Source organism: Luteimonas aestuarii (genome assembly GCF_004357985.1).
GTDB classification, from domain to species: Bacteria; Pseudomonadota; Gammaproteobacteria; order Xanthomonadales; family Xanthomonadaceae; genus Luteimonas; species Luteimonas aestuarii.
Map to the genome: position 1 here is coordinate 273,832 of NZ_SMTF01000001.1, position 24,919 is coordinate 298,750.

The window sequence follows — 24,919 nt, forward strand, 5'->3', positions numbered from 1 at the left end:
GGATTACTTCTCCAGGCGCAACGTGACCCAGCGGCGCTTGATGTCCTCCACCACGGCGGTCACGGGCTCCTCGCCAAAGGCTTTTGCATGCTTGGCCTTGGGCACTGAAAGCACCTTGAAACCCAACCCGATGTCCTGGGCATTGCTCAGGTAGTAGTTGACCGTGGTCCAGGAGTCCGTGGTCCAGCCCTTGGTTCGCTGCTTGGGATGGAGGTGGCCCACCGCGTCGTGCGGGATCCAGCACTTGAACCGATACAGCCCGCCGGCGTCCTTCTTGAACTCCGGATCGGCGGGGTGGCGGACCATCTCCGGATGAATGACCAGGTGGTCTGGGTGCGGGTCCGTGGACATGTCCAGATCCACTTCCAGGATGTAGTCGTAGGTCTTGTCCGTGGTCACCAGACCTCCTGACAGGACGGCCTCGCATGCGGACACCAGGTGGTCGTATCCGACTTCGACCATTCGCTTCTGGTATTCGGCAGCTACTTCACTCGGCAGGTATCCCAGCAGCTTCGGCGGCGCCTGTTGTGTCATCACCAGAACAGCATTGGGGTCCACCGCATTGTTCTTGTCCGGATACAGCACGACCAGGGTGAAGATTCGGCTGGTGGTGCCCTTTCGGTTCTTGGCCAGCTCGTCCAGCGATTCCCGAAAGCGCGACGTCAGCGCCGCCTTGACCGCATACTCGGCTGTGGGCTTCCAAATCGGGACCGTGATCTTGGACATCCTTGCCTCCCCTAGTTTCGGTTCAGCGGGAGAATAACGCGTCGATCTCTTCCGGTGTCATGGCCAAGGTTCGCTGCACCTCGGCGATGGCGGCGGGGTCATCTAAGGCCGGCGATACAGCCGCCACCTGCGCCGCGTCGACCGCGTCCACGGGCCCAGCGGGCTTGGTGGTCCATTCGGCGGGAATCTGCCCTTCGCGCACCTCGGGATAGTTTTTCCCCGGCCATGCAAGCAACAGCACGTCCCCGCCCATCTGCACGATCGCCTCGATGCCCCACTTCTCCGGCCCATAGCGCTTGCCCTTGCGGAACCCTAGCCGGTCGGTCAGCTCCCCACTGGATATCAGCGCCCGGCTTTCCTCGTGGACCTGTGCCTTGTCCTCGTGCGAGCGCCAAGCCACCTTGTGCTTGCCCAACTGGCCGGCCAGCTTGTCGCGGGTCGCGCCCATCTGCACCTGGCACACCACGTGGGTGCCCACGAGGGAGGAGAACGCCTGAGCGGTCTTCTCGCCGTAGACCAATTCGATCTGGGCGTGATCCTGGACCGCCATGACGGCCACCACGCCCTTGCTGCGCCCGAGCGCCAACAACGGGTCGATGTTGAGCTTGCCAGCGGAAGTCAGCTCATCGAACACGAAGTAGAGCCCTCGCCCACTCTCGTTGTCCGGTAGAGCGGGCGAAATCAAGTCCGGCACCGCAACGTTGATCATCGCGGCGATGTAGGCCTTGGTCAGCGTCGGATCGGGGCCGGATTGGACGATGACCTGTTTGCGGCCGGTGTAGTCGTCACGGAGCCACCGAGTGACAGAGAAACGACGCTTGCCCACCGTCGGCCAGGCAGTGGCCAAATCGTCGAGGAGCCGGGTGAATCCTCCCAGTGTGGACAACACACTGGTGGTGGTCTGGCTCTCTGGGTTCACGACAAGCGCTGCGCCACGCGGATAGTGGGGACGGAGACCGTCGCACATGGCCTGTGCAGGGCGGCGCACCAAGCGCGCGAGATCGGTCCACGACCACTGCTCTGGCACCGTGTTCTGCAGCTCCCTCAAGCAACCGATCAGGAGCTCCTGAGCCGCCAAGTGCCAGAACTTGGAGTTGCCTTCGCCCTCTGGGATGAGCGAGGCGGCGAAAGCAGCCGCCTGGGTGGGCGTGCGAACGTCCGCCGCCACGTCCCACACGTAAGACCGCGTCAACGAATCGAACGGGGAAACGATGATGGGACGCCGGAAGATCGACGTGAAATCCCCCTTGATGTCGTAAAGGAACAGCTTCGCATCCCGCTTGCGGACCAGCTGCTCCAGCACGTGCTTGAGGATGACCGATTTGCCCGAGCCCACCGAACCCGTGATGAGCACGTGGCGCGCCCATTGCTTCTTCGACAACACCAGGTCGGGATGCAGTGACAAGGCGTATGGGTCTGCCTCGGCCTCCTTGGGAGTCAGGGAACGGTGGCGTGCCTCGGCGATGGCTTCCTCACCTTCCAGCAGTCGAGGTCCCGCCAGATGCCAGGTGTTGCTCGCGGGCTTGGCCTCTTTCAGGAACACGCGGACGGCCAGGTAACCCGCCAACCCGAGTGACACACCAATGCGCGTCCATGTGGCCAAGGGATGGTGAAAGGAGACCAGTTCGATGAACTGACGGGCTTCCTGCCGGAGGGAGATCGTGGCCGTGAGGAAGTGATAAGCCGTGACCAGTCCGCCCTTCAAAGCATCGGTGAAACGGATGAGCTGGCCATCTGGGTTGGGGACGAGCCAGGCCACGCCCATGGCGCTGACGTAGACCACCCCGAACACGAACCCGCCGCCCAACAACGCACGGTGCCAGTAGCGGACCGGCTGGGACGGTGCGACGTTGCCGGGCACCTCCCCAAGGGCGTCATAGGGCTTGGGCTTGCTCATGGTGAAGTTGACGCTGGTGCATGCGAGTGGGGGTGCGACCGCGCCACCCGGGCTGCTCGGGGTTGGCGCCATGTGCCATCAGCTGCAGGCACACGCGAGCGTGCTTGTGGAGCGCGGCCAAGTGGAGGGGTGCCCAGCCCTGCCCGTTCAAAGCTGAAACGTCGGCTCCGGCATCCACCAAGGGCGTGATCAGCTGGGCATGTCCGAACCGGGACGCATGGTGGAGCGGCGTGTTCCCGCTGACGTCGGGCATTCGCACGCTGGCACCCATGCCGATGCAGGCCAACAGGGCGGCTTCGTGGCCCGCTCGGGAGGCGCCTGTCAACCAAGCTTGCCAAGGGCCATGTTCCTGGAGGCGTTGCGCGTCGGTGTGAGCTGCGCGGGCTTCTTCAGCGGCCATGGACAGGTCATGGAACAACCCTGTGTGCTGGGCAGGGGTAAGGCGTGACACATGGTCGGCGATGGCACTGAACGCCATGGGCTCGTTCTTGTCGCCCAGCCGACGCTCGAAGGCACGAATCATGTCCTGGGTCGAAGCGTTGTCGGGAGCGTCGAAGGCCAACCGATGAAGGCCCCACCGGAGATCCACCTGGGCCTCTCGGTCGTCGTCGCCATGGCATACCTGCCAGACGAGGTCGCCGCGTCGCCCCTCGACGGGGGCCAGGCTCAAAGCATGGGAGCGGGCCAGAATGACGGAAGCGTGCTGCGGCTCGTTGCCGAACTCACGCAGCAAGGTGTCCACCAGAACTTCCGTTCGATGGAGGCCCAGGGGGCGCAGTTGGTGTTGGAGAGATTCACGGGGGTCCATCCCCATGGTTGTAAAGACGAATCGACGGCCGTCAAGCGAGCGACGAATTCGCAGGTGTTGGTGGGTCAGGTAGGACTTGAACCTACAGGGGACATTGCCAACAGTTTTACAGACTGCCCCGGCTACGTTACCGGACTACTGACCCGATTGATGCTCAGCTCGTCGTAGTGATGGTTACCCAGGGATGGGACCGAAAAGAATCCAACCCAGCATGTAGACGACGACCACCGGCAAGAGAACGGCCATGAATGCGTCGCCATCGAACCGGCGGAAGCTCCGCCGGACGTAGACACGCACTTGTCGGTAAGAACGACTCATGCTCAGTTGAACATGAACTCGACGACCATGTAGATGACGCCGACGAAGAACAATCCCACCAGAGCGGCCTTGGCCATGAACGGTGCCAGAGCGAAAGCGATAGCCAGAAGGAGGATGGCGAAGAATGCCACCAGGATGGCAAGGGCGGTGTTCTCTACGGCCCATTCGTAGAAGTTGGCGATGAAAGTCATGTCGGTCTCCTTAGTGTTTTTGTGAGTAGGTCGGTCTACTCTTTTTACACCTTCAGGAAACCACACCAGAAATGGGTGTCAAGACGCAAAAAAGCCCGATTCTGTGAAGAACCGGGCAGTTTTTGACATTAGTTGGAAAAGGCGGAATTACAGACTGAAGACGTTTCGCTGGCGCTGTTTCTCGTGCTTGTCCCAGTCGAAATTCTTCTCGTAGTCCTTCAGGAACGCCGCCTCCTTCTGGGCCGTGCGGGCATACTCGGCGTAGCCCAAGCGCCCCGGCCCGTCTTCCTTCTGCTGCTCCCGGGTCAGCATGGGAGGGCGCTGCTCTTCCCCTTGACGCTGCTGGCGCCACTGCTGGACGGTCTGAAAGGCCACCTGTTCGTGCTGGTTGTCGGGTTGGCTTTCGGCCTTGGCCTTGTCGGTCTCCTGAATCTTCTTCTGCAGGGCCTCGATCTGCTCCGGGCTAGCCTTCTCGGCCCAATCCAGCAACCGCTGGCGACGCTCGTCGATCGAATGCTGGTCCTTGCTCACGGACTGATCGTAGGCCGCCCTGGCCTCTTCCTTTTGGACGGGAGGACGGTCGCCCAACAACTTCTCGTTGCGTTGTGCTCGCAAGGTGCGCAGATCGTCCAATGCTTCCATGGGTTGGGTAAGGTTGTCGCTCATGTGGGGTCTCCAGTGGGGATGGGATACATCGAGGGTTGATCAAATCGGCGGATTGGCAAGGGGGGCGAACCCCCTCGCCGTTCTCCGTCAGTCCAGGTCAGGAACCAGCTCGGCCAGGTCGATGCGCTTGTGACCGGCGCGGTTCAAGGCAACGATGGCGTGGCCGCGGGGTTCCAGCAGGGCCTGATACTCCTCAGGTGCGAAGAGGGGTTGGACCTCGCGCTTGCCGCCCGTGGGCATGTCGATGTCACGGGCCAGTTCGTCCTGACCAATGACATCCTCCGCGCCAATCCTCCAGCGGCGACCCGTGGCCGGGTCCACGCGCAAGGCGGTCAGGCGACCCGCACCTTCCAGGCGCATCTTGTCGAAGACCGCCGCATGGGGGTGGTTCGGGTCGTTGAGGACCGAGTGACGGTAGTTGTCCAGCCCGCCCTTGTAGTCGATGCCCCGCGTCTTCTGCTTAAAAGTGGTCAGCATGGCCACGTCAAGTCGCTTTATCAGGTAATCCTTGGTGTTGTAGGAGGACTTAAAGGCAATCAACGACTGCATCGTGTTTGCCAGCACTTCTGCCCGCGTGCGGCTGCCAAACGCAACCTCAAGGCTTTCAAACCCTTGCGTTGCCAGCACGGGCATCAATCCCAGTGAACGAGATACGGAGAACAGGTCCGTGTCGTCGGCAGTGAGCAACAAGTGGGCCTCGTCCATCATCAGCATGACTTCCACTTGTCCTGGCAATGCGTCACGCCACTTATCACCGTGTGCACCGCGGGCTTTAATGCCATTCATAACCCGCTGCTTGAGCAGACGCATCATCATTTCGCCCGCTTCGCCGTATTGGGTGGGGGGCAGGAACAGACCCACCATTGCGCCATACAGAACCTTCGAAACGTCCACCTCGCCCTTCTCGATGGAGTGCCAGGGGATGTCGTTGCCATCGCGCAGCTTTTCACCTCGCAACAGCTTCTGTAGCAAGCCACGGGAGTTGAGTGTGAACGACTGGCGCTGCTCGGCGTTCATATCCGGCACTTCTCGCAATGCCCATTCCAGTGAGCTCTGAAGTTGGGACATCGGACGCTTGAGATCCGGGTGGATCGTTTGCGGCTCGTTCTGCTGGCGCTTCCGGTAAGCGGCCAGATAAGCGGCATGCGCAGCACGGCCTTCTTCTTCCAAGCTGTTGTCCGGCTCTTCCAGGCCCAGATACTTGATCACTTCCATGACCTTTGGGTTGGGCTTAGGGAGCGTGCCGGTCGGAATGACGCTTTCGACGCTGGCGAGCAGCTTGGCGTGGTGCATTGGGGTGTAGGCCCAACCGCGATCGGATTCGACGACGCAGGAGTAGAGACCCACTTCCTGAACCACCTCCGCCAACCGTTCTTCCACTTCGGCGGTGTCCTGCCCCAGCTTGCGGAGCTTGCGCTCTTCGAGCTGCAATAGCAGGTGGGATTGTTCCAATCCGTCGATCTTGGCCATGCACCAAGCACGGTAGGTCTCCTCGTGCTCGACCAAGGCCTTCAAGATGATTCCGGTGTGGTAGAGGAACGCGTCGCCACCGTCAGACCACAACTTGGAATTCTCGTCCACGACGCCACCGGACGCACCACGCAACGCCTTCACGATCTGATCCGGCTCCAATCCCTCGTAAGGGCCGACGGATAGTCCTGGCTTCACCACGATGTCGAACAGTCCTTCCAAATCAGTGATGATCGCGCCGTCCTTGCCGTCGACGATCAGCGCACCACCGGCCAATCCAGTCATTCCCCTCTTGGTCGCAAGAGCTAGGGAAGTTCGACGGAAACGACGAGCCAAAGGACGCATCAGGCTGTAGGACTTGCCCGAACCAATGGCCCCGAAAATGATCATTCCTTGGGTGAGGTCCCTCCAAGACAACATCATCACCGTGCCCAGATCAGGCGAATACCCGTATCCCTTGTCGGTCAGGTGACCCAGGGATCGGGCAACGGAAATCAGCGGGGTCGTGTCCTTCAGAGCGTTCTGGGCCTGCTGCTCGCGCGCCTTGACGTGCGAGGTGACCAAGGCGCCTTGGGTGCCCAGGTTGTTGTCGTTGTTCTGCAGGTAAAGGCGCGCACCGGTCTGAACGAAATTGCCCTCGGCGAACTGCATGGCATACATGCAGGCCAAGACGAAGGGCACGGCGTCGCCCAGGCCCCACGGGAGGATCTGGGACACCAGCAGGGCGACCACAATGATGCCCACCCACTTCATGGCCTGGATGAACCGGGCGGCGGTGCCGCCGATGACACCGCGGTGGGGATGGGAGGCGGCAGCCACCAGGCAGACCACGAAGATCACACCCACCAGGCTAAAGCCGATCATCAAGGCCTTGGTGAAGAAAGCCATGTAAGCCTGGAAACCTGCCGATCCGGCAGCTGCGCCTCCCATTCCTAGAGCGCTCATCTTCGACATGCTGGCCATTCCCATCGGAATCCACTGGAGGAGCACCAAGGCCTTCAGAGCCTCCTTCATGCTCTCGCCCTGCTTCAGGGCGATGAAGTAGGGAATGCTCGTCAGCAGGAAGGCCCAGCCCGCCCAGCCGATCAGCGAGACCAGGAACAGGGTCAGCGCACCGATGGCGGGGAACGCGAGATACATCAACGGCGTGGCAATGCTGTCGTTGCCCTGCCCCATGTCGTTGCCCTGCAGGAAGCCCTCAGCCCGGCGGCCGTTCTTGGTGATGGTGATTCGGGATTGGCTGTCGCGCAGGTCCTCGGGGACCTTGGGCCACCACTCCTGGAAATCGTCTTCGCTCATTCCATCCGGGACCAAGAACGCGTTCTGCTCCTCGTTCCAAACGGCGCCGCACTCAGCAGCCAGCTGGGTGTCTTTCGGTGGAACGTCCAGGACGCGGCTGCGAACACGGTCGCTCAGGTCGAAGCGCCCCACCAAGTTCTCGAACTCTGCGTTCGAATTGACGATGATGGTTTCGCGAATGGTTGTGCTCTCTCCTTCCTTGCGTCGGAACTTGCGTCCCAGTCCGCTCGTCCAGTCAATCGCGCTCAGAATGCTGATGTTCAATGCCATGTCAGTGTTCTCCCTTAGTTGCCAAGCCAATGCACCAGGACGGTAAGCACCGCGCAGAATGGCGCGGTGACCAGGAACCCCGCTTTGGCCACCCAACGCTCAGCCACCTGCTCCACTTTGCTCGCGTAGAGCCGATCCTTGGTCCAGGCCTCGTAAGCCGCATCGTTGTCCACCGGCGGCACGCGATCGGCGCGCAGGTAGTAGAAGGAGCGCCTCACGGGCTCACTCAGTTGACCCATGCCCAGCGACTCCGGGCTGCCAATGAAAAGTCGCCCATGAAGGCTCATCCACTTCGAGCCGAAGTGGAGCTTTCCTGGTTCCCGGTATTGAGTGAAAAGCCACTGGAACATGTTTCCCCCTTGAATGATGAGTAGGTCACTTCTTTCTAGATCGAATCGGCGAGTTGGCAAGGGGGTCACTTGATCCCGGACTTCTCCGCCCAGGCATCCAAATCGTTGCTCGCCTTTTGCTGCCAGTCGTTCTTCTGCGCCGCGGCTGGTGCATGGGCCTTCTTCGGCAAAGGGGCGGACGCGCGTTTCCGAGAAGGCATGGACTGGGTCGCAATCGGCGCTGGCGCCTTCACCAGGGGAGCGGCGACAGGCTCGGGTTTCTCGATCGTGTGCTCCGGCCTGGCCTGATCTGGAAGCACTGCTGGCGCTGGCAAGACCACGGGGGCTTCCAGCACCTCAGGCACCTGTTCGGGAACAACCGGAGTGGCAACGTGTGCCACGGGAGCGGGTGCGCTCGGCGGCGGCTGGTCGTCCTTCCCCTGAAGGAAATTGATCGCCCCAGCGACCAATGCCACCGCCACAACGCCGCCCACGAGCCAGGGCCAAGCCTTGCGTCTTGGGGTTGTGTCGTCGGTTCCAATGCACGGCTGCGTCACCTCCTCGCTGTGGGCGTCATCCGGCGGCGGCACGGATTCGCCCAAGGGGTCTTCCGAAGGAGAAGCGAACTTGGAGTCATCGGCCAAATCCGACACGCGTCCACCTGATGTCTTGGCGTAACCGGCCTCCTCAAGAACTGATCGGGCCATCTCCCGCGCTGTGCCACCTGGTGGCTCTGGGGAGAGAAATCCGCGTTCGTCATGTATTCCAGCTTCCACTATCTGGGCCAGCACTTCCTCGATGACTTCGGACGAGACACCCTCGAAAGATGGAGAATCCGATTCCGATTGAACGGACAGGTTATCTGCCACGTGCTGCTGCGACATGTTGGCCAAGGGTGCTTCACCTTCACCGGCAATTGCTGGTGGCACCTGGACGGACAATGCTTCGACCAAGTCCTCGACTGCCATTTCAGCGAAAGGAGCTTTGCCTTCCCTACCTTCGCCATCGACAGAGATTAGGTCCTGAGCCATTCCGTCCGCCACGAGAGAACCCGCCGTCTCGGTCTTCAAAAACTTTCTCGCCACATCGACCTTGGCCGGCTGGACTGTCAGGGTGCTCGAGTTGGCTTCTGTAGCCTGAACCCGTTCCTCTGCGGTCTTTGCCCGCTTCGCGTCCAGTTGTGCCTTGACCTCCTTCGCCTTCTCCGCGGCAACGAGCGCCCCCTTCTGGGTCAACTCGGCAGCGCGCTTGCCGATCACCCCTGCCCAGTGACCGGCGGCCTTCAATGTCTCCTTGGTGTTCTCGGACACCAACTGCTCCCCATCGGTGGGCGTGGTTGGTTGCGCGGCATTGGCGCGCTTGAGCAGCTCATCGCGCTTGCGCTTGCGGATCAGTTCTTCGGGGGTCATGGGATCTCCTGGGGGATGGGGAAGGAAGCCCGGGCATCGCGAGGACACCCGGGCAGGCGGCTCAACGGACATCGGGCACCGGCGTGACGGTGATGACGTGTTCACCCTTGCCGCAGCGGTCGTCCACCGTCACCTTCGAGAGCGCACCGCGCTTGGCGAGCTCCACGATGGGGATCTGGCAGGCGACCTTGTCGGTGCCCTGGAACACGACCGTGAGCCCGTTGGTCGACTTGGTCAGCAGGCCGGCGAACTTGTCGAGGAACGCCTGGGTGTTGCTGTCCAGCTGCATCATGTCGGTGGGGTCGTAGTTCAAGCGCAGCGAATCCAGCACCGCCTCTTGCTTGCCTTCGACGGTTTCGGTCTTCGTCACGACCTCGGCCTTCATGCCAGCGGCACGCGCGGCTTCAGCGGCTTCCTCGGCGTGCTCGCGCTGCTGCTTCACGTAAGACGCGGTGGCGCCCACGGCTGCACCTGCAGCGCAAGCGGCCAGGGCCTTGTCCTTCTTGCCGGTGACAAAAGCGAGTGCACCGCCGGCCACGCAGCCGATGCCACCGGCCTTGAACAAGCGCTTCTTGTCGGACTTAGGTTTGGCGTCCTCGGTGTTGCCGAGTTCAGTGGGAGTGGATTGGGCCCAGGCCTGCAGCGGGACTGCCCACGGAAGGCAGGCGACCAGGCACACGGTCAGGGTGAGGGAGCGACGTTTCATGGGATGGATCTCCTAGTGGTGGGGGAAGGGTCAGACGCGGGGGGAGAGCATGGGATTGGCCGCGGGCGTCTTGGCCGAGGCCTTGCTGGGTGCTGTGGGAGCGATCGCAGCGGAGAGGACACGGCGAAGCGCTTCTTCGTAGCGTTCGATGGCCTGGGCCTGCTCGGCCTTCATCTCGTCGCGCAACCGTTGGTGGTCCTGCTGGAGAGAGCGGCGCAAGGTCGCGTTCTCCTCGCGCAGCTGATCGAGCAGAAGCTCCAGGTGGGCGTTCGAGTTCTCTAGCACCGCGATCAATGTGACGCCCGCGTTGTGCCGCTCCAGTGCATCGCGCATGTAAGCGCTGAACGCCACCCCGCTCTCGCGAGCGAGACGGCGAGCCAGCTTCAGTTGCTCGCGATCGAGATTTACGTTTTGACGAACGAACGCCATTGGTCGAGTAGCTCCGTTTCTGGATTACTCCACCGATACCTGGAATCCGCGAGTTGGCAAGGCCCCACCGCAGGAGCCTGAAAAACATGGGTGAAAGGAGCTAACAAGCGCTGACCTTGTCTCCTGACGCTTGTGACACGGTCAGGCCTTGATTGCATTGAGCTTTCGCCGTTCGTGACGCAGATTTTGGGCGCGAAGCGCACACCCACTTCAGTGCGTCATGTGTATGACGAGTCCAGGACACCCTCCAGGCTTCTGCTTCGGTGCCTGGGCCGACACTGCTTCAACCGACGTGGAGCTGTTGCCGTTGCTTTTCGCCACCCCTTGCGGTTAGCCAATTCAGCGGTATTAGTGGTGCATCCCCAACCGGTTCATCTCTCCCCACGTTCACGCCATGCCTTTCCTCACCCCACGCACCCCTACCCCTCTCGCCCTCCGTCGCTCGTCGCACGGAAAGCCAGTTGCGTTCGTTCGGCCACCCGTTTCTCTTCGCCGGCCAACCCTCATCCGTGACCACCGCAACCCATCGGCGCTGCGCTCGAAAACCGGTGAGGCAATCGTTTTAGTCAAACCAGTTGGGGGACGCTGGATGCACCGCACCGGTCGTTTTAGTCACACGAGAGCAGTCACCCTCGCAACCCGAAACATGGCTGGGAATTCCGCGCGCCTTATCGTTTTAGTCAATCCAGTGAGGGAGCTGTTGAAGTGCTCGCGCCCCATCTATGACACCCCACTCCGGATCGCTTTCCGTTCGTTGGAGGCCACCCCATGACCCTCGCCGACTTCCAGGCATTTGCTCAACGGGTGTTGGAGAAGCACCGCGCCCGTGCCGCCGATACCCCCAGGTGGGCGCTTGACCTGCTGCGACGACAAGACAACCCGACATGTGCGTTCTGCTGTTCGCCCATCGAGGTGAGCCGCCGACAGTCGTGGGGGCTGTCACCCCTCGTTCCGTTCAACCAGGGCGGACCGGTCGAACCGTCGAACCTGCGGATGGCCTGCAAGAAGTGCGCGGTCGAACGCGGCGCGCGCGACCTTCTGGCTTGGGAAGAGTTGGCTGCAAAGGTGCCTGCCGAACACCTGAACCCGCTGAAGGAAGCCCGGTTGGGAGTGTTGCAACGCTCGGACAATCACCTGACCTCTGTGGGTCGCTACGCGAAAGACGGAACCGTGCTGGACCTGCTCCGTGAGCGCTGGAAGCATCCCCGCTTTCTCGTCTACGTCGAACGCCATGAAAACGGATGGTTCGTAGGTTGGCCGGTGGGCCAGCGCACCCAGACGACCCGCAATGAAGCCGCCGCCCTGCTGCGCCATGTGCATCTAGGCCGCTGGGTGGAGCACGGGGAGGTGGTGGGCTTCGACGTTTCGGGAGAAGTTTTTCAAGTCGCTGTCTGGCAGCTCATCGAGCACCACGCCCTGGTCATCGACATGAGCCCACACGATGCCGCCCACGGCGAGCGGACCGGCCTGAACAGTTGGAAGGCCCGGTTTCCGACCTTGCGACAGGTGCGCCAGCGACGCAAAGGCGCGCACGAAACGCCCTGGCCACTGGCCGTCGATGGTCAGATCAAGGCATACAGCGAGAAGGCCGGCTCAGTGCGCATGCGGGAGAAGCGGCGAGCGTCGAGGGAGGCGGAAACGAAAGCGAGGTGGCTGGAAGCCCGGCACCGGTTGGAGCACCGGGACGCCGCGGTGGACGCCGGCCAGGTTCGGGAATGGCTTCCTGGGGAGCGGGCGGCCGTGCAGGCTGACGTGGATGATCTCGCCCTGACCTGGCTGAAGGCTAAGCGACTTAGTCCTCGTCGAGCAGTTCCTGAAGATCATCGAAGCTCAGGTGCCTGCACTCCCCTTCCACCGTAAGAACGCGTTCCATGGCGTGGGGTGCTGATATCTCGTTCGCGAGAACTCGGACATGCATAGTGAACTCCCCTGGCTTCATGGGAAGGAAAGCCATGTCTTCGTCTACCCGCCGACACTCTCCAGGCTTTACGCTTCCCAGCGTGCACTGGTAGACCGGCACCGGCCCGTCCTCGTCCACTTCTGCGGCACCATCGCCCACGATTGCTGCCCGAAAATTCCACTCATCACTGGGAAGGTCCGGCAGGTCGTCGGCCGTCAGCATCTTAAAAGGCTGTCCGTCATCGGCAGTCCACGTGACTTCCAGCTTGGTTCCGGTCAGCGAGAAATCGGAACGGTTGGTCAGAGCCAGCCTGATCCTAATGAGGCTGTTCTTGGACTGGTGATAATCCGCCCCGTCTCTCCAGTAGTTGCGATTAGCACTGGTGTAGTTGGGAGCGGTCATGAACGCGGAAAGTTGCGCGCGTCTGTAATCCGGAATCTCATCGAACGTCAGAAACGTCCGCTCGAAATGTTCACCGAGGGGTTGGTTCTCATGATCCAAGACCTGCAGGTCGAAGTGCGCCTCACCCTTGGACTGGTCGGCCACCCCCATCCGGTAGATCTCGCGAGGGGTGGCAATGCCGGTCGAACTGCCGCGGCGCAGGTAGACCGTGTTGGCTTCCACCTTGCCAAAGGTTTTGGTGACGTAGAACGGCCGGGACTGCTTGGGGATGGTGATAACGGCGATGTGCTTGCCGTCGAAAAGTTGCTCCTCATAACGAAAAGCTAGCTTGCTTTCCAGCTTGAGGTTGATGAATTCTTGAACCCTTGAATCGTCGATCGCGCCCTTTGCTGGCAGCCCCACTACCTCTGCTGGATACGGGGCGTTCTCCTTGAAACCCATCAAGATGTAGGCATCTCCACTGCGCTGGGCGTTGGCCATCGCCAAGATGTCCTTCAACAACTCGGACTTTTCGTCATCCGTCGCTTTCGAAAACTTGTAGCGCTCGGCCTTGTAGTCCAAGGTCGAGCTTTCACCGGCGCTTCGAAGTTCTTCCAGGAGTGAATCGGGAAGCATGCCCTGTCCTCGTATCCCACCCGGCCGGTCAGTAGATCTTTCCGTTCCTGGCCTTGCCCCGGTTCCGCACGGCCACCCTGGCGGCTTTCCGGTCCTCGGCGTGCGCGTCTGCCGGCGAGCTCACCACCAGGAGGGTCTTCTCCTTGATGAGCGTCGCGGCGGCGTAGTCCGCCAGCGCCACCATCGCGGTGGTCAGGGCCACTTCCCGGCCGGCGTCCTCGGAGTCCTCGTAGCCGAACAGCTTGGCGATGTTTTCCCGAAGCTTCGGTGGGATCGTCACCATCGCGCGGTGATGGCGCAGGCCATCCTCGCGCCGACGGTAGTCGTGGAGGGTGACCGACCGGGGCATGACCATGTGAACCCGCTTGCCACCCACCGTGCCCGCCCGCTGGCTGTCGTCGTAGTCGAAGTAGGACTTCCGCTCCGGGTAGTCGCCCGGCCCCAGCAAGATGTGCTCAGGAATGCGCCCGATCGCCGGATCGGCCTTCGTGCTCGTGCGCGGCGCCTTGGTGTGGGTAACGTTCTTGACGTCGTCCAGTGAGCGCTTGGCAGTCTTCTTCGTCGCCGCCTTCTTGGCGGGTGCTTTGCGAGTGGCCATGGGTAGGTCGGGCAGGGAAACCAGCGGGAGGTCCATCATGCCGCAGCCCTCCCCTTGCCGTCACGCTTGAGGGTCTTGCGCACCCTCACCGCCAACCCGTGGATCTCTTCCTGGGCTTTCAGTGCCCACCGGTCGGCAGCGTCGAACACCGTCTGGCCCTGCTCGTAGCAGTCCGCGATCAGCGCTCGGTCACGCACAAGAACTGCGCCGTCCATCTTAGGATGATCCAACCGGCGACGGTGAGAAGCGCGTTTCTCATTCGCCCGATTGGCGATGGGGAGGTAGCGCTTGCCCTTCTTTTCCAGCACCTCCACTGTCCGCAGAAATATGAGGAAGCTGGCACCATCTAGCAGCGTGGGGACTAGGTAAAGGTCGGCCTCGGGAATGATCTCATTGTCCGGCAGCCGTGGAGGCGTGTCGGCGATTTCGATGTTGAACCCTGGAGAGCGCGAGCGGCCCACCGAGAACGGAGTTTCATCGGACAGTGCCGCAAAAGCGCTGGCGCCGCCCTGGGGGTCCCGGTCGTTCACCAGCACACGCAGCCTGGGGTCGCGGGCGTAACACCCGGCGAGGTTCAGGGCCAAGGTGGTGCGGCCGACACCGCCCTTCAGGGAGAAGCAGCACAAGCGCATTGAAAACTCCATCAATTGAGTAGGTAGGGGTAGCCCAACCGACTCTACAGAGAGTCAATCGCAACGCAAGTGCATGTTTTTGCAAATGTTTTAGCCGTTAAGGCGCCGGACTCTTTTCCTTGAACATGGCGCACTGCTGGGGTGACCTCACCCCACACTTGATGGGGGGAAGCGTCCGCTGGGTGATCATGGTTTCGGACGGTGACACGTGGAGATCAAAGGGCTGCTCAGCCATCCAGTCCTTCAACGCGGGTGGAACATCGCCTTCCAGTTCCTCGAAGATCGTTCGGCGCTGATTGCCGATCCAGTATTCGGCGAAGGGGTCCGCGCCCGCGGCCGCCAGGATGAGGGCCATCTGGTTGAACCCGTAGGCCAAGTGGGGACTGTCGCGATACGCCTTCCACCCCATGCAAGCCAGGTGGAACGCCGTGATTCCTTGCGGGCTCAATGGGGCATCCAGCGACGGGAAGCCACGATTTTCCTCAGCTGACCGCCAGGCGTCGATTCGGGCTTGATGAATGCGGCGCACCAGGTGGCGCAGCAGAAACGGGTTGTTGGCCTGGACCGCGGCGTGGAGCTCGCGGGCGAAGCGCTCTTTGGGGTTGAGGGCGCTCATTTCCACTTCGCCTCTTTTCGGCTCTTCTGCTCGAAGTGGGCTTTCTCTTTCGCCAGGCGAACCAGCCGATGGCGTTTCGAGTTGGGGATGTGGGCGGCTTCAACGAAGCCTCGGCAAGGCTCGTTGGCGGCGTTCATGAACAAGCCCGAGCGGGGTTGGAGCACGGCCAGTAAGATTTGGTGCATGGGGTGATTCCTGTCGGTTTAGGTTTGACCGTTTATGAGTAGGTCGCCCCACTCGTTTAATCGGCTTAACCCCATGCAACCACACCGACAGGTCGAGTCAAGGGGGCAAATCGCAAAAAGTCTGACTAAAAACAGGGGCTTGCCAAACCACCAGTGCATCGCATGCTGAAATGCATGAAGACACCTCCCTCTCTGCGCAAACTTCCCTCCCCCTCTCGCCTTTCCAGCGGGGTTCGCTCCGCGCTGGGCTTCGGCATGGTGGAGACCTTGCTAACCCTGGCCGGGCTGACCGTGCTCTCCGTCGTCGCTTTCGCGAGTTATTCGCACGTGTCTGCTAAGTCGAAGGTCTCGGACGAGACCGATAACCTGCGCGAGCTGTCCACACGGGTGGAGAACTCGTTCGGATTGCTGGGCACCTTCGCGGGCGTCAGTGCCGGCACGATCGTGCGCGATGGCCTCGCCCCCACCCGGCTAACCGATGGCGAGGGTTTGCTGACCAACGCCTGGGACGGTGCGGTGACCGTCGAGCCCTACACGGTGACGCGCTTCGGGGATGGGTTCTCCATCGTCCACCACCAGGTGCCCGCACGCTCGTGCGCCGACTTCGTGGCCGTCAACGCGCGCGACCCGTGGGACGTCCAGGTGTCGGACATTTCGGTGATTCGCAACCACGGCGGGCGCCTCGATCTTCAAGCATTGACGGATGCCTGCGCCGATGGAGATGGCAGGATCAGATTCGTCTTCCACACCGGGCTGGTGGCGGGAGCGGCAGTGGCGGCCTCACCGCTGCAGCTTCCCCCCACCCCGACCTCAACTGCCCCTCACGGCTCTCCTCCCCTGGGCGGTCCCGTGGGCCCTGCTGGGCCAGTGGGCCCCGCCGCTCCCGTGGGCCCCATCAATCCAGCTCCTTCCCTCCCACCTCCACCGCCGGCACCGGTTGCGCCGCCGACGGCCACTCCCGTCGTTCCGGTCACACCGCCCGCGCCTCCGGCTACAGCTCCACTCCCTCCGCCCACCACGGTGGCAGCGTGCGTGGAGAATTCTGAGAACCGAACGGTGAGCTGCCCTGCTGGATCGGTGGGCCAGGTCTTCCAATCGCGCCGGCACCACTGCGGGCCCGACCCCTCGGTTTACGAAGCGTGGGCTGGAGCGACGACGGCAGGACCGTGGACGGACACCAGCAACACTTGCACGCCCTGCCCTGGGCCAGAAAGCCGCACCCTGGCCTGTCCCGCTGGCCAGCTCGGGGCCATCGAGGAGCAGCGCTCCTTTGTGTGTGTCGGAATGGGCAACTGGGGGTCATGGACGCAAACCAGCAACACGTGCGCGGCCTGCCCGGCACCAGAGAGCCGCACCCTGGGTTGTCCTTCAGGCCAGTTCGGTGCCATCCAAGAGCAACGCGCCTACGTGTGCTCTGGCTCCGGTGCCTGGGGCGTATGGACACCTCTGTCCAACACCTGTGCCACGTGCCCGGCGCCGTTCAACCAGACGGAATCCCAGTGGGTGCCGGCGTCAGCGCCTTGCCCAAATGGAACCACCGGTTCGCACACCTGGGAAGACCTTCAGACCCGCTCGCGCACGGGCTCCTACAACTGCCCTGCCAGCACCTTCGCGATACCTCCGGCGTCATTCACCGGGTGGACCGCTTGGGCCAACACCGGAACGCGCCGTAACGAGGTCAATGCCTGTGTGGTGAGCCGCCCGCGCTGCGCCGACGGGTCGTTGAAGATCCCGGCCTGGTTCGCCGCCAACCATACCGGCGTCTCAGGCAGCAACAACGCCAGCTGGGCCCCGGACGTGTGGGTCAACCCCACCCCGGCCGAAGCCGCGGCGCTGAACGCGGCAGAAGCCGCTGCCACGTGGACCTACAACGAGTTCCCGGGCTCATCGCACCCGGGCGGCAACTACCCACTCGATTTCAACCGAGAGGGCTTCTACCACTCCCAATGCACGTCCTACAGCCACGAAGGGAACGTCAAGTTTGGTTACCAGGAGTCTTTCAACTGCGTGCCGTTTATGGGCATGCATTACTGTGACTACAGTTCGCACACCATCAACGTCTCCTTTGAAGTCTGCCGGTTGGAGTGCGAATCCGCGCTGCGTGGCCGCTCCAACTACCCGTATATCTGGCAGCGGGATGTCACCCCTCCCTCACAATCCTCGATCGTGTGCACGGGCCAACCGGGGTGTGTGGTGAACACCTACTTGCCTGCTCCACCGGCTTGCACCAGCGACACGGCGGGCCAGGTCATCGAGAACGTGCGCTGGCACCATGCCTTCGGCTCTGGCCAGGTGGCGTGGCGCACGGTGCGACTAACCTGTATCACTTCGGTGACGGACTGAGGCCTGCCAACGTTCTCCACATGTCCGTGCCCTGTTTGGCATGGCCTTCAGCAAACTGCTGAGGATCCCAGTAGGTGTGCGTCAACAATAGACCCAGCTCAGAAACAATCCCTTGGCACTTATCTGCAAAGCCGAGCACATCGTTAAAGGTGAGCCCAAGGACGTTTACGTTGAAGGCGCCCGGCTCTTCATCGAGCTTACGCATCTCCAGGTGGGCCACATACTTGTCCCGGTAAGTGCTGATCTTCATGGTCACCGGATCGACCTTCAGCGCCGTCATGTCAGCACTCAGCTTCGCCCAGCTCTTATCGAAGAGCGCATAGTTCTTCTTTCTGTCTTGCTGTCTGAAACGCTTCATGAGAGCAGCAGAACTTTCTGCTGAAAGATTGCTAATACTGCCCACGTGCATCTTGTCGAACATGCGACCGTAGCTGCGACGGTAGTGATCCTTTATAGCCGGATCGGCATGGAGTTTTCGCCAGAGGTTTGGCAGGCTCCCGGTCTTGTGACCCGTGTCCAAGAAGAGACGGGCTTGGTCGCGAATGAGATCCTGCGCAAGTAAGGGGGGCAAATGCCCCCACGCGCCGGCTCCGATGGTTTTATCCAGTTTCGCCTTCAGTCCCGCCTGGATCTCTGTGTTTTGTATGAGGGGCGCCAGAATGTGCCGCCGCTCGTCGAGGATGTGGCATTCCTGAGTAAGAACCCGAATGAATCCATCGATCTGCTGAACACGCTGTTTCAGCTCACTGGGCGTCATGCCTGCTCTGCCTCCAGCGGTGCCTGCTGAAACCGAACCTGCAGACGCCTGATGAGAGCGCGAGTTTCCGAGTTGGGAGCGCGCGTGCAGACCAGGACGGCCTCGCCGTTGGGAACATGGCGCATGGCCTTCTGTTCAGCCCGGACGATCGCACGATACTTCACCGCTTGGTAGACACCCCTCTGCAGCTCGTCTTCTGAGCACTTGCTGGCTTTCACTTCCACCGCCAGGCGATGCCGGCCGTTGTCGAAGTGGGCATCCAGTCTGTCGCCCGAACTCAAGACCTTTTCGTTGGTGCCCGCGGGGAAGCTCCCGTAGTCCACGAACTCCTCGGGGTGGCTGGCCACCCACGCCTTCAAGGCTTTGTGCTCGTCGCTCTCCGGCTTCCCGCCATCCTGGACTTTCGGAAGAGGCAGCGGAGCGTCGGCCGCCACCTCGAGCACCGCTCCCGTTGCCGGGGTCAGCATCGTGGCACCTAGGGCGCGAGCGACGCGGTCCCAGTCGGGGTAAGTGAAAACGTCTTCCATGGCTTCACGAAGATGGGCGCGCTTTTCCTCCTCGGTGTCCAGCTTCTTGCCGGCGAAGTAACGGGGCGAAATCGTAATCGCACCTTCTCCGGGGTGCTTGGTGGCCTTGTTGATCACGATCGCGTGGAGTGGTGGGATGGGTTCCTCCCACTGGTCGCTGAGCCACTGCAGGGCTTGAGCCACGCCGCCGGCGACGGTGCCGTAGAGGTCCTTGCGGGGTTTGATCTCATGCCCGAAGGTGTCGTGCAGCTCCTGGGCCAGGTCGCTGTAGGAATGGGCCTCACCCTCCTGGGCCCACCGGATGAGGATGGGCAGCGCATCTGGAATTACCTGACTACGCCAGCGAGTGCGTGCGAATTCAACCTTCGACCAATCGAACTTCTCCATTCCTACCCTTCCTTGTGACTTTTCAACATTGTTGCGGAGTCAAAACAGCTCCACAACATAACGCGCGAATGATGAAGTCTCGTCTCATACCTCCTCCAAAAGGGGAGCCCTCGGTAACTCGTGAGGTTGTGAGGGAATCGATGGTTGATCAAACGTTAAACGAAACTCTTCTCCCAACTCGTCTCGCCGTGGGAACGCATAAGCTGTCAAGGCAGCATTTGGGGACAATACTGTCTCAAGGCAACCGGCAAGAACGCAGAAGAGATCGGCTCTTATCAGACCAAGGATGACCTCAGCCTCTATCCAGCCAGGACCAACCCGACGATTGAGTTGGGGTGTTCCACCATGCGCATATTTGTGCAGCCACTTTGCGGGCCCACCGCTCTTGAATCCATCCACCATTGCCTGGATAGGCGGGAAGAACGGAACTAGAGCTTGCGCTATATCCCGCAGCATAGGCACATCATCGACAGGATTGTCCTGACGATCTACAGCCAGACCCTGGATTGCTTTTAATGGCGCCACATAGACGAACCAGTAGCCGATTGCGGACGCTTCTAGAATGGGGCGCAGCAGCGCCGCCGCGGACCCGTATTCCTCGGCCTCAACGAGTCGAATGAAGGCGGAGTGGTGCTCCAAGGCCAGGTCGATAGCGCAACGTGCGAACTCTACTCGCAGGGCGTTTTCCCCTGTAGCTGGCAATAGGGTCCGAAGGCGATTGTTCTGTTCGCGCGACTTAACGCAACGACAGAGAATGACACGCCGGGATTCTTCGTCCATTGCGACTATCCATCATCAGTTACCCATAGTCTGCCACCAACCAGCTTGTCAGTTCTCACTTTCCGTCATCCTCAAGGAAGCGTATAGCTAGCTCATGCCCTTTATACGTGGCCGCAAACCTCCTGCACCTTTTCCATCCAGGCACTCTGCCCCGCGGAAGCCCGCGCTGTGAGCGGGCCTAGCCCACGGATAAAGCGAAGGGAGGCCAACTGAGCGTCGTCCTGAGGCCAATACGGGCCATCGGGGGAGAAGACGAAGTGATCGCCCTGGAGGGCTCCGCAGGTGGTGCAGTGGTGGGCGAGGTAGATCTGGCCGGATGTGCGCGTGGGAGCGTAGCGAAGCCAGGGAGCGTGGCCTGTTACGAAAGCGGTGGCGTTCTCGTCGAGGTGCTCGATGTAGCGCAGCAAGGCGCCCTCCCCCTGGTCCACTAAGCCTTCATCGTCGCGCTCCTCAAAGGACGGCACCCACACCGCCGCCGTGGGCGTTTCGGCATGGCAGAAGTGGCAGGTGGTCTGTCCGAGCAGGAGGCCGTAAGCAGGAGCGTGGAGGAAAACGTCGTCGGGTTCATGGGAGGCAGACTGATTCATGCCCACATTTTGCCTTGCGCTTGTGTCAGTCGGTGAAACGACATCAGGCCGTTGTTGCGGCGGCACGCTTGGCGATCGGTCGGTTCGTGCCCAGCCACCCGATGGCCCTGTATTGCTCTGGCGTAAGCAGCTTGCTCACGCCCAGCCATTGGGTCAGGTGGTAGTGACCGATGGTGTGGGGGTAACGCTGGATGCCTTCGTGCAGAAGCTTCGGCAGGTAGCACACCTCGCCGTCCGTGCGCTCGTAAGCGTAGTAGTAGTGCCGTGCTGCCATGGCGGCCTCAGAACGCCCAGGCGGCGTTTTCGATGGCGTCCGAGATGCGAGCCCCGAGCCAAACGCTCAAGGGCAGCACGATGGGAGCGAGCGCGGCGAGGATGGAAATGGTCATGACTGTCGGTCCTGATGGGAGTGTCGTTGTCGATCAAGCGTTGGCGAGGACGTCGATCAGGTCCTTGTCGTCCATACCGTAGATAGGTTGGACCTGGCCATCGTTGGTGGTGATCCAGTAAGGAGCCTTGGTGAAGTCGTGCATCTGGTCGCCTTCCACACTCCAGTCGTCTTGGTCGGCGACGATGTTCTCTTGCGAGCTCAGGTGAACGCCAGCTGCAATTTCGATACAGCCTTCGGCTTGCGCGGCTTGGATGGCTTCGGCGGGGGTGTAGGTCTTGATGGTCATGATGATCTTTCTCTATTGAGTTTGGTTGGCGGGTTGCCTTCCATAAATTCAAGGTAGATCGCCTCATGAAAATGTCCATGGCTGCAATGGATCTTTTCAAGACTAAAATCAAAAACTGCGTAATTTCACGCAAATATTCCTAACATCGAATGTTCGCCGAAGGCGTTGCTGCCTTTCTTCCATCAAGTGCTTTTCAGATCGCCGGTCGCGCAGCGGCCGGTGGCGGCGTTGTGCAGTTGCTCTTGCTTAAAGACGCGGCCGGCTTACCGTCGGCGTGTCGGCCACGGTCACCAGCCTGTCCTGCAGCAGCTCCTGCCGCAGTTCGGCTTCCACTTTCGCCACCACCTTGGGCATTGCATCGCGCAGGGTTCCTGTTCGCCAGAACGGGCTGGCGCGGTAAGCGTTGCCGCCAAGCCTCATCAGCAGACGCGCGGTCTGCTCCATGCGCCCCCGCTCCACTGGGCTTTCACTGGCTTGGTAGTCCGACGCGAGCTTCTCCAGCGGCCTTTCACTCCAGAAGTTGCGCGCGTGCGGTTCCGCCCCCGCTTCGATCAGGGCTTCAACGATGCGAGGCCAGGCCAGCGCGGAATGGATGGCCGGACCTTCGTTCTCCCGCCATGCGTTGGGGTTTGCCCCCTCCCGGAGTGCCTCAAGCACCCCCACCAGGTTGCCCTCGATACACGCGTGGATCAGTTCCGCACTGGGGCTGCCGGGCGGTGGCGGGGTGCGATCAATCACGGCCACGGCGCTTCCTCAGCGTGCCCCGGATGATCTGACGCAACACTTCGCCCCGGGTGTGACCCAGTGACGACGCCAGAGCATGGATGCCTTCCACAACGTGGCGCGGGGCCACCATTTCGGGCAGCCGATCCGTCTTGCTGTCGCCCATCCGCTTTCTGGAAAGTGGGAACGGCTGACGGAAGTAGAGCGCCACAATCTGTCGCACGGCTTCGTTGAACGGAATGCCGTGCTTCTCAGCCAACCGGCGGATCTCGTCGGCATCGTGGGCGTTGATGAAGGACGTCGGCAGGCGCCCCATGGGGTTGTCCAGGCGGGGATTGCGTAGAGGCAGCATCTCGCACTCTCAGGTTTCAGCGTTGATCTCATGCTCCAGCAGCGCCTGAGCCACTTCCTTGAGAGAGCGATACCCGCGAATGCTGTCTTGGTATTTCCCGTCAGACAACTCCCATCGAGGCAATGGCTCGTTCTGTCCAGCGGCCGCAGCACGAGCGTGACGCCCAGCTTCGGAAAGGGTGAGACCAAGCCGATGTGCACGGTTTTCCAACGAAGAACGACGAGGTGAAGTTTGATTCAACATTGCGATTTCCTTGTGAGATCTAGGCCGGCGCGATTGCCTCCCTACAATTTCAAGGTAGATCGCCACGCGATTTTGTCCATGCGATCCATGGATCTTTTTTCGACTAAAGTGCAAATCTGCGGCCTCGCGAAGCAAATATTCCTAACATCGATCCCGCGCCGAAGGCGATGTGCTTTCCACCGCCAGGTGGTGCTTTTCAGATGCTTTTCGCTGGGCACAAAAAAGCCCCCTTTCGGGGGCTTCAAGTTGCTCACTGGCTCTTCTTCTCTCAGATGCGCGTGGCCCGCACGAAGCGCGTCAGGTAGCCGGCTACCACGGCCACGACGGGGTAGAGAATGGAAATCGGCTGCAGCGAGATGGATGCAATTGCCCTGACAGCATTCGGCGCAGAGGGAGTGACCATTGCAAATAGCAACACCATGTGGACAACAAAGACGCCCAGCAGCCCGAACAGGAAGCCCTTCAGAAAGCCGCCTTTCTGGCCAGTCTGGTCATACCACCCCCAGCGCGAGGCACGGAATCTCGCGGCCCGCCAGTTCATCCAGGTCAGCACGACCAGCACGCCAAACAGGGCAGCGCTCGCGAGCAGCGCAAGGACAACACCGAAAGGGTGCCCGTTGTTCTGGCTGATCTCCTGCGCCCCGCCGAGCATCAGCAGGGCAGCACCGCCCAGGATGACGTAGGCGGGCAGCAAGGCGCCCCAGTTCATGTGTTGCGACGTCGATTTCATGTTCATGTGGACCTCCGTGATGGGTTGCTTCCCCTACTCATACCGCTTACTGGAGAACTGGCAAGGGTCAGCGCTTCTTCTGCGCGCTGATCGGCACCCACGTGTTGTTCTGCTTCGCGAAGGTGATGTCGAACTCCGCCGGCACCGGAACAGGCTCGGGCTTCAACTGCACGCCGCCATGGAACCCCACCAGATCCAGCGTGCCACTGGTCACGCAGGTGACCCGTTCGGGGCCACTGGACGTGCAATCCACCTTCAGGTCGTCCCAGCCTCGGACCTCCATCCGTTGCCCCAGCTGGGCAACCAGATTGGCATTCAGGTGAGTTTCGTAAGCCTTAGCGACCTGCTCTGCCGTGGGCATGTCTGCCTTGCTCCCGCAGGCTGCGAGCGAGAGCGTAAAAACTGCCAGTGCGATTCCTGCGTTCTTCATGCGCCTGCTCCCTGCTTCTTGGTGAGATCCACTTCGATCGTTTCATTGCGGTAGCCGATGCGCACCCGCTCGACGGTCACGTCCATCTTTGGGACCGTGTTCTCAACCCACACCCGGTTGACGGTGAACACCACCAGGTCATCGCGGGCATCGCGGCCTTGCCGGGCGAGGTTGGCGGCCTCGGCAGCGTCCATGCGGATCAGTAGCTCGTAACGCCCGGCGTGGGGTGGACTGGAGACACCCGTGGGGGTGACCCGATGCCAGGGCACGAAGCCTTTGCCCGTCACCGACAGCCCGGAGGCGGAGATCTGCGGCATGGGGACGTAGACCTCCATCACGCCGCGAGCTGCGTTGTATTCGATGCCTCCCAGCGACACGAACTGCGGGCGCACGGCGAACCGGCGCGTGGTCTTGAACTTTTCCAGTCGCGCATCGAACGCTGGCCCAAACCGGCGTTCGATCGCGTCCGTTTGGGTCTTCTCGATGCCATTGGGGCCGTTGATCTTGGTGTCGGCCACCCACCACTGGTAGAGGCACCACTGCCGCCGCTGGGCGTCTTGGCGATAGTTGGAGTGCGCCATCGCAAGCAGATCCATGTCGCACATGTCCGAACCCGCCCCACCGGTTGCTGTCTGGCCCACCCGGAGGTGCTGCGCCCCCTCCAGCGTTTCCTGGTCCAGATCCCAGTAGGTCCCCGTCGGGTCGAGGTAGGGACTGCGTGCCTTTTCAGCGGCCACCCGTGGCGTGTTGCCCAGTGCCCGCCCGATGGTCTCCAGCAACCCCTTCCCGTCCCCGGCCTGGGCCTGGAACGCCAAGGTCAGCGTCAGCGCGCCGGCCCACCCTTTGCTTGCCATAGAACCCCCTGTTGGCTCCTTGCCACGGACTTACGTGGTGCGTAGAGTCTACCCGGGGCGTAG

Annotated in this window: 29 protein-coding genes and 1 tRNA gene; 2 read left to right on the forward strand and 28 right to left on the reverse strand. The window is 61.5% G+C overall.

Annotated features, from left to right (window positions below; all coding sequences use genetic code 11):
• Positions 1-3: 3 nt before the first annotated feature.
• The 11 genes from E2F46_RS01220 to E2F46_RS01270 all read right to left on the reverse strand — a co-directional run bounded on the left by E2F46_RS01220 (position 4) and on the right by E2F46_RS01270 (position 10,518).
• Entirely contained in the window at positions 4-726 is a 723-nt protein-coding gene (locus E2F46_RS01220) for a hypothetical protein (RefSeq protein ID WP_133320357.1), read from the reverse strand.
• Positions 727-748: 22 nt separating this feature from the next.
• Positions 749-2,623, reverse strand: a complete 1,875-nt coding sequence (locus E2F46_RS01225) for a helicase HerA-like domain-containing protein (protein WP_133320358.1) — start codon at positions 2,621-2,623, stop codon at positions 749-751.
• Positions 2,601-3,365 carry an ankyrin repeat domain-containing protein gene (locus E2F46_RS01230; RefSeq protein ID WP_243720257.1) on the reverse strand — a complete coding sequence of 255 codons (765 nt, stop codon included), beginning with the start codon at positions 3,363-3,365 and terminating at the stop codon, positions 2,601-2,603. The genes E2F46_RS01225 and E2F46_RS01230 overlap by 23 nt, the downstream gene beginning before the upstream one ends.
• A gap of 124 nt (positions 3,366-3,489) precedes the next feature.
• A tRNA-Tyr gene (locus tag E2F46_RS01235) sits at positions 3,490-3,576 on the reverse strand.
• A 175-nt stretch (positions 3,577-3,751) separates the two neighbouring features.
• Positions 3,752-3,940, reverse strand: a complete 189-nt coding sequence (locus E2F46_RS01240) for a hypothetical protein (protein ID WP_133320360.1) — start codon at positions 3,938-3,940, stop codon at positions 3,752-3,754.
• A gap of 147 nt (positions 3,941-4,087) precedes the next feature.
• On the reverse strand, positions 4,088-4,606 hold the full coding sequence (locus E2F46_RS01245; RefSeq protein ID WP_133320361.1) for a hypothetical protein: 519 nt from the start codon (positions 4,604-4,606) through the stop codon (positions 4,088-4,090).
• 87 nt (positions 4,607-4,693) lie between these two features.
• Entirely contained in the window at positions 4,694-7,645 is a 2,952-nt protein-coding gene (locus E2F46_RS01250; RefSeq protein ID WP_133320362.1) for a TraM recognition domain-containing protein, read from the reverse strand.
• Between the two features lie 14 nt (positions 7,646-7,659).
• Positions 7,660-7,995 carry a hypothetical protein gene (locus tag E2F46_RS01255; RefSeq protein ID WP_133320363.1) on the reverse strand — a complete coding sequence of 112 codons (336 nt, stop codon included), beginning with the start codon at positions 7,993-7,995 and terminating at the stop codon, positions 7,660-7,662.
• A 65-nt stretch (positions 7,996-8,060) separates the two neighbouring features.
• Positions 8,061-9,383, reverse strand: coding sequence for a hypothetical protein (locus E2F46_RS17550; protein ID WP_207949488.1), 1,323 nt, complete (start codon positions 9,381-9,383; stop codon positions 8,061-8,063).
• A gap of 61 nt (positions 9,384-9,444) precedes the next feature.
• Positions 9,445-10,089 carry a hypothetical protein gene (locus E2F46_RS01265; RefSeq protein ID WP_133320364.1) on the reverse strand — a complete coding sequence of 215 codons (645 nt, stop codon included), beginning with the start codon at positions 10,087-10,089 and terminating at the stop codon, positions 9,445-9,447.
• 30 nt (positions 10,090-10,119) lie between these two features.
• The gene (locus E2F46_RS01270; RefSeq protein WP_133320365.1) at positions 10,120-10,518 is read right to left on the reverse strand and encodes a hypothetical protein; all 399 of its coding nucleotides are present in this window, start codon (positions 10,516-10,518) and stop codon (positions 10,120-10,122) included.
• A gap of 768 nt (positions 10,519-11,286) precedes the next feature.
• Between E2F46_RS01270 and E2F46_RS01275 the strand changes: the two genes are divergently transcribed.
• Entirely contained in the window at positions 11,287-12,378 is a 1,092-nt protein-coding gene (locus E2F46_RS01275) for a hypothetical protein (RefSeq protein WP_207949489.1), read from the forward strand.
• Here E2F46_RS01275 and E2F46_RS01280 read toward each other — a convergent pair.
• The 5 genes from E2F46_RS01280 to E2F46_RS01300 all read right to left on the reverse strand — a co-directional run bounded on the left by E2F46_RS01280 (position 12,311) and on the right by E2F46_RS01300 (position 15,466).
• Positions 12,311-13,435: an AlbA family DNA-binding domain-containing protein gene (locus E2F46_RS01280; RefSeq protein WP_133320366.1), complete on the reverse strand. Its 1,125-nt coding sequence runs from the start codon at positions 13,433-13,435 to the stop codon at positions 12,311-12,313. The two genes, E2F46_RS01275 and E2F46_RS01280, sit on opposite strands and share 68 nt — an antisense overlap.
• Positions 13,436-13,463: 28 nt before the next feature.
• Positions 13,464-14,072, reverse strand: a complete 609-nt coding sequence (locus E2F46_RS01285; RefSeq protein WP_133320367.1) for a hypothetical protein — start codon at positions 14,070-14,072, stop codon at positions 13,464-13,466.
• Positions 14,069-14,677: a ParA family protein gene (locus E2F46_RS01290; protein WP_243720258.1), complete on the reverse strand. Its 609-nt coding sequence runs from the start codon at positions 14,675-14,677 to the stop codon at positions 14,069-14,071. Before E2F46_RS01290 ends, E2F46_RS01285 begins: the two co-directional genes overlap by 4 nt.
• Before the next feature lie 85 nt (positions 14,678-14,762).
• The gene (locus tag E2F46_RS01295) at positions 14,763-15,281 is read right to left on the reverse strand and encodes a hypothetical protein (protein ID WP_207949490.1); all 519 of its coding nucleotides are present in this window, start codon (positions 15,279-15,281) and stop codon (positions 14,763-14,765) included.
• Entirely contained in the window at positions 15,278-15,466 is a 189-nt protein-coding gene (locus E2F46_RS01300) for a hypothetical protein (protein WP_133320368.1), read from the reverse strand. The genes E2F46_RS01295 and E2F46_RS01300 overlap by 4 nt, the downstream gene beginning before the upstream one ends.
• 174 nt (positions 15,467-15,640) lie before the next feature.
• On the opposite strand from E2F46_RS01300, the gene E2F46_RS01305 reads away from it, so the two are divergent.
• Positions 15,641-17,809 carry a type 4 pilus major pilin gene (locus E2F46_RS01305; RefSeq protein WP_165967315.1) on the forward strand — a complete coding sequence of 723 codons (2,169 nt, stop codon included), beginning with the start codon at positions 15,641-15,643 and terminating at the stop codon, positions 17,807-17,809.
• Here E2F46_RS01305 and E2F46_RS01310 read toward each other — a convergent pair.
• The 12 genes from E2F46_RS01310 to E2F46_RS01365 form a co-directional block, all read right to left on the reverse strand.
• The gene (locus E2F46_RS01310) at positions 17,790-18,566 is read right to left on the reverse strand and encodes an AbiU2 domain-containing protein (RefSeq protein WP_133320370.1); all 777 of its coding nucleotides are present in this window, start codon (positions 18,564-18,566) and stop codon (positions 17,790-17,792) included. The two genes, E2F46_RS01305 and E2F46_RS01310, sit on opposite strands and share 20 nt — an antisense overlap.
• Positions 18,563-19,480 carry a hypothetical protein gene (locus E2F46_RS01315; protein WP_133320371.1) on the reverse strand — a complete coding sequence of 306 codons (918 nt, stop codon included), beginning with the start codon at positions 19,478-19,480 and terminating at the stop codon, positions 18,563-18,565. Before E2F46_RS01315 ends, E2F46_RS01310 begins: the two co-directional genes overlap by 4 nt.
• Positions 19,481-19,564: 84 nt before the next feature.
• Positions 19,565-20,260, reverse strand: a complete 696-nt coding sequence (locus E2F46_RS01320) for a DUF6988 family protein (RefSeq protein WP_133320372.1) — start codon at positions 20,258-20,260, stop codon at positions 19,565-19,567.
• A 101-nt stretch (positions 20,261-20,361) separates the two neighbouring features.
• Positions 20,362-20,847 (reverse strand): hypothetical protein, encoded by a 486-nt coding sequence (locus E2F46_RS01325; RefSeq protein WP_243720259.1) that lies wholly within the window; start codon positions 20,845-20,847, stop codon positions 20,362-20,364.
• A 43-nt stretch (positions 20,848-20,890) separates the two neighbouring features.
• Positions 20,891-21,121: a hypothetical protein gene (locus E2F46_RS01330; RefSeq protein ID WP_133320373.1), complete on the reverse strand. Its 231-nt coding sequence runs from the start codon at positions 21,119-21,121 to the stop codon at positions 20,891-20,893.
• Between the two features lie 148 nt (positions 21,122-21,269).
• Complete coding sequence (locus tag E2F46_RS01335) at positions 21,270-21,524, reverse strand: hypothetical protein (protein ID WP_133320374.1); 255 nt, start codon at positions 21,522-21,524, stop codon at positions 21,270-21,272.
• A gap of 246 nt (positions 21,525-21,770) precedes the next feature.
• Positions 21,771-22,268: an ankyrin repeat domain-containing protein gene (locus E2F46_RS01340; RefSeq protein WP_133320375.1), complete on the reverse strand. Its 498-nt coding sequence runs from the start codon at positions 22,266-22,268 to the stop codon at positions 21,771-21,773.
• A complete protein-coding gene (locus E2F46_RS01345) occupies positions 22,255-22,563 on the reverse strand; it encodes a hypothetical protein (protein ID WP_133320376.1) in 309 nt (102 codons plus the stop codon). Before E2F46_RS01345 ends, E2F46_RS01340 begins: the two co-directional genes overlap by 14 nt.
• Before the next feature lie 45 nt (positions 22,564-22,608).
• Positions 22,609-22,908 carry a hypothetical protein gene (locus E2F46_RS01350; protein WP_133320377.1) on the reverse strand — a complete coding sequence of 100 codons (300 nt, stop codon included), beginning with the start codon at positions 22,906-22,908 and terminating at the stop codon, positions 22,609-22,611.
• A gap of 202 nt (positions 22,909-23,110) precedes the next feature.
• Entirely contained in the window at positions 23,111-23,578 is a 468-nt protein-coding gene (locus E2F46_RS01355) for an ABC transporter permease (protein ID WP_133320378.1), read from the reverse strand.
• Positions 23,579-23,639: 61 nt separating this feature from the next.
• Positions 23,640-24,002, reverse strand: coding sequence for a hypothetical protein (locus E2F46_RS01360; protein ID WP_133320379.1), 363 nt, complete (start codon positions 24,000-24,002; stop codon positions 23,640-23,642).
• Positions 23,999-24,817 (reverse strand): hypothetical protein, encoded by an 819-nt coding sequence (locus tag E2F46_RS01365; protein ID WP_243720260.1) that lies wholly within the window; start codon positions 24,815-24,817, stop codon positions 23,999-24,001. The genes E2F46_RS01360 and E2F46_RS01365 overlap by 4 nt, the downstream gene beginning before the upstream one ends.
• Positions 24,818-24,919: the final 102 nt, after the last annotated feature.

Excerpts from the sequence above, each read along its gene's own strand:
- E2F46_RS01345 (WP_133320376.1), bottom strand. The coding sequence starts at position 22,563 with ATGGGGCGCCTGCCGACGTCCTTCATCAACGCCCACGATGCCGACGAG.
- E2F46_RS01225 (WP_133320358.1), bottom strand. The coding sequence starts at position 2,623 with ATGAGCAAGCCCAAGCCCTATGACGCCCTTGGGGAGGTGCCCGGCAAC.
- E2F46_RS01335 (WP_133320374.1), bottom strand. The coding sequence starts at position 21,524 with ATGACCATCAAGACCTACACCCCCGCCGAAGCCATCCAAGCCGCGCAA.
- E2F46_RS01310 (WP_133320370.1), bottom strand. The coding sequence starts at position 18,566 with ATGACGCCCAGTGAGCTGAAACAGCGTGTTCAGCAGATCGATGGATTC.
- E2F46_RS01355 (WP_133320378.1), bottom strand. The coding sequence starts at position 23,578 with ATGAACATGAAATCGACGTCGCAACACATGAACTGGGGCGCCTTGCTG.
- E2F46_RS01315 (WP_133320371.1), bottom strand. The coding sequence starts at position 19,480 with ATGGAGAAGTTCGATTGGTCGAAGGTTGAATTCGCACGCACTCGCTGG.
- E2F46_RS01250 (WP_133320362.1), bottom strand. The coding sequence starts at position 7,645 with ATGGCATTGAACATCAGCATTCTGAGCGCGATTGACTGGACGAGCGGA.
- E2F46_RS17550 (WP_207949488.1), bottom strand. The coding sequence starts at position 9,383 with ATGACCCCCGAAGAACTGATCCGCAAGCGCAAGCGCGATGAGCTGCTC.
- E2F46_RS01255 (WP_133320363.1), bottom strand. The coding sequence starts at position 7,995 with ATGTTCCAGTGGCTTTTCACTCAATACCGGGAACCAGGAAAGCTCCAC.
- E2F46_RS01220 (WP_133320357.1), bottom strand. The coding sequence starts at position 726 with ATGTCCAAGATCACGGTCCCGATTTGGAAGCCCACAGCCGAGTATGCG.
- E2F46_RS01300 (WP_133320368.1), bottom strand. The coding sequence starts at position 15,466 with ATGCACCAAATCTTACTGGCCGTGCTCCAACCCCGCTCGGGCTTGTTC.
- E2F46_RS01280 (WP_133320366.1), bottom strand. The coding sequence starts at position 13,435 with ATGCTTCCCGATTCACTCCTGGAAGAACTTCGAAGCGCCGGTGAAAGC.
- E2F46_RS01275 (WP_207949489.1), top strand. The coding sequence starts at position 11,287 with ATGACCCTCGCCGACTTCCAGGCATTTGCTCAACGGGTGTTGGAGAAG.
- E2F46_RS01265 (WP_133320364.1), bottom strand. The coding sequence starts at position 10,089 with ATGAAACGTCGCTCCCTCACCCTGACCGTGTGCCTGGTCGCCTGCCTT.
- E2F46_RS01285 (WP_133320367.1), bottom strand. The coding sequence starts at position 14,072 with ATGATGGACCTCCCGCTGGTTTCCCTGCCCGACCTACCCATGGCCACT.
- E2F46_RS01305 (WP_165967315.1), top strand. The coding sequence starts at position 15,641 with ATGAAGACACCTCCCTCTCTGCGCAAACTTCCCTCCCCCTCTCGCCTT.
- E2F46_RS01270 (WP_133320365.1), bottom strand. The coding sequence starts at position 10,518 with ATGGCGTTCGTTCGTCAAAACGTAAATCTCGATCGCGAGCAACTGAAG.
- E2F46_RS01295 (WP_207949490.1), bottom strand. The coding sequence starts at position 15,281 with ATGAGCGCCCTCAACCCCAAAGAGCGCTTCGCCCGCGAGCTCCACGCC.
- E2F46_RS01325 (WP_243720259.1), bottom strand. The coding sequence starts at position 20,847 with ATGAATCAGTCTGCCTCCCATGAACCCGACGACGTTTTCCTCCACGCT.
- E2F46_RS01320 (WP_133320372.1), bottom strand. The coding sequence starts at position 20,260 with ATGGACGAAGAATCCCGGCGTGTCATTCTCTGTCGTTGCGTTAAGTCG.
- E2F46_RS01245 (WP_133320361.1), bottom strand. The coding sequence starts at position 4,606 with ATGAGCGACAACCTTACCCAACCCATGGAAGCATTGGACGATCTGCGC.
- E2F46_RS01360 (WP_133320379.1), bottom strand. The coding sequence starts at position 24,002 with ATGAAGAACGCAGGAATCGCACTGGCAGTTTTTACGCTCTCGCTCGCA.
- E2F46_RS01290 (WP_243720258.1), bottom strand. The coding sequence starts at position 14,677 with ATGGAGTTTTCAATGCGCTTGTGCTGCTTCTCCCTGAAGGGCGGTGTC.
- E2F46_RS01330 (WP_133320373.1), bottom strand. The coding sequence starts at position 21,121 with ATGGCAGCACGGCACTACTACTACGCTTACGAGCGCACGGACGGCGAG.
- E2F46_RS01240 (WP_133320360.1), bottom strand. The coding sequence starts at position 3,940 with ATGACTTTCATCGCCAACTTCTACGAATGGGCCGTAGAGAACACCGCC.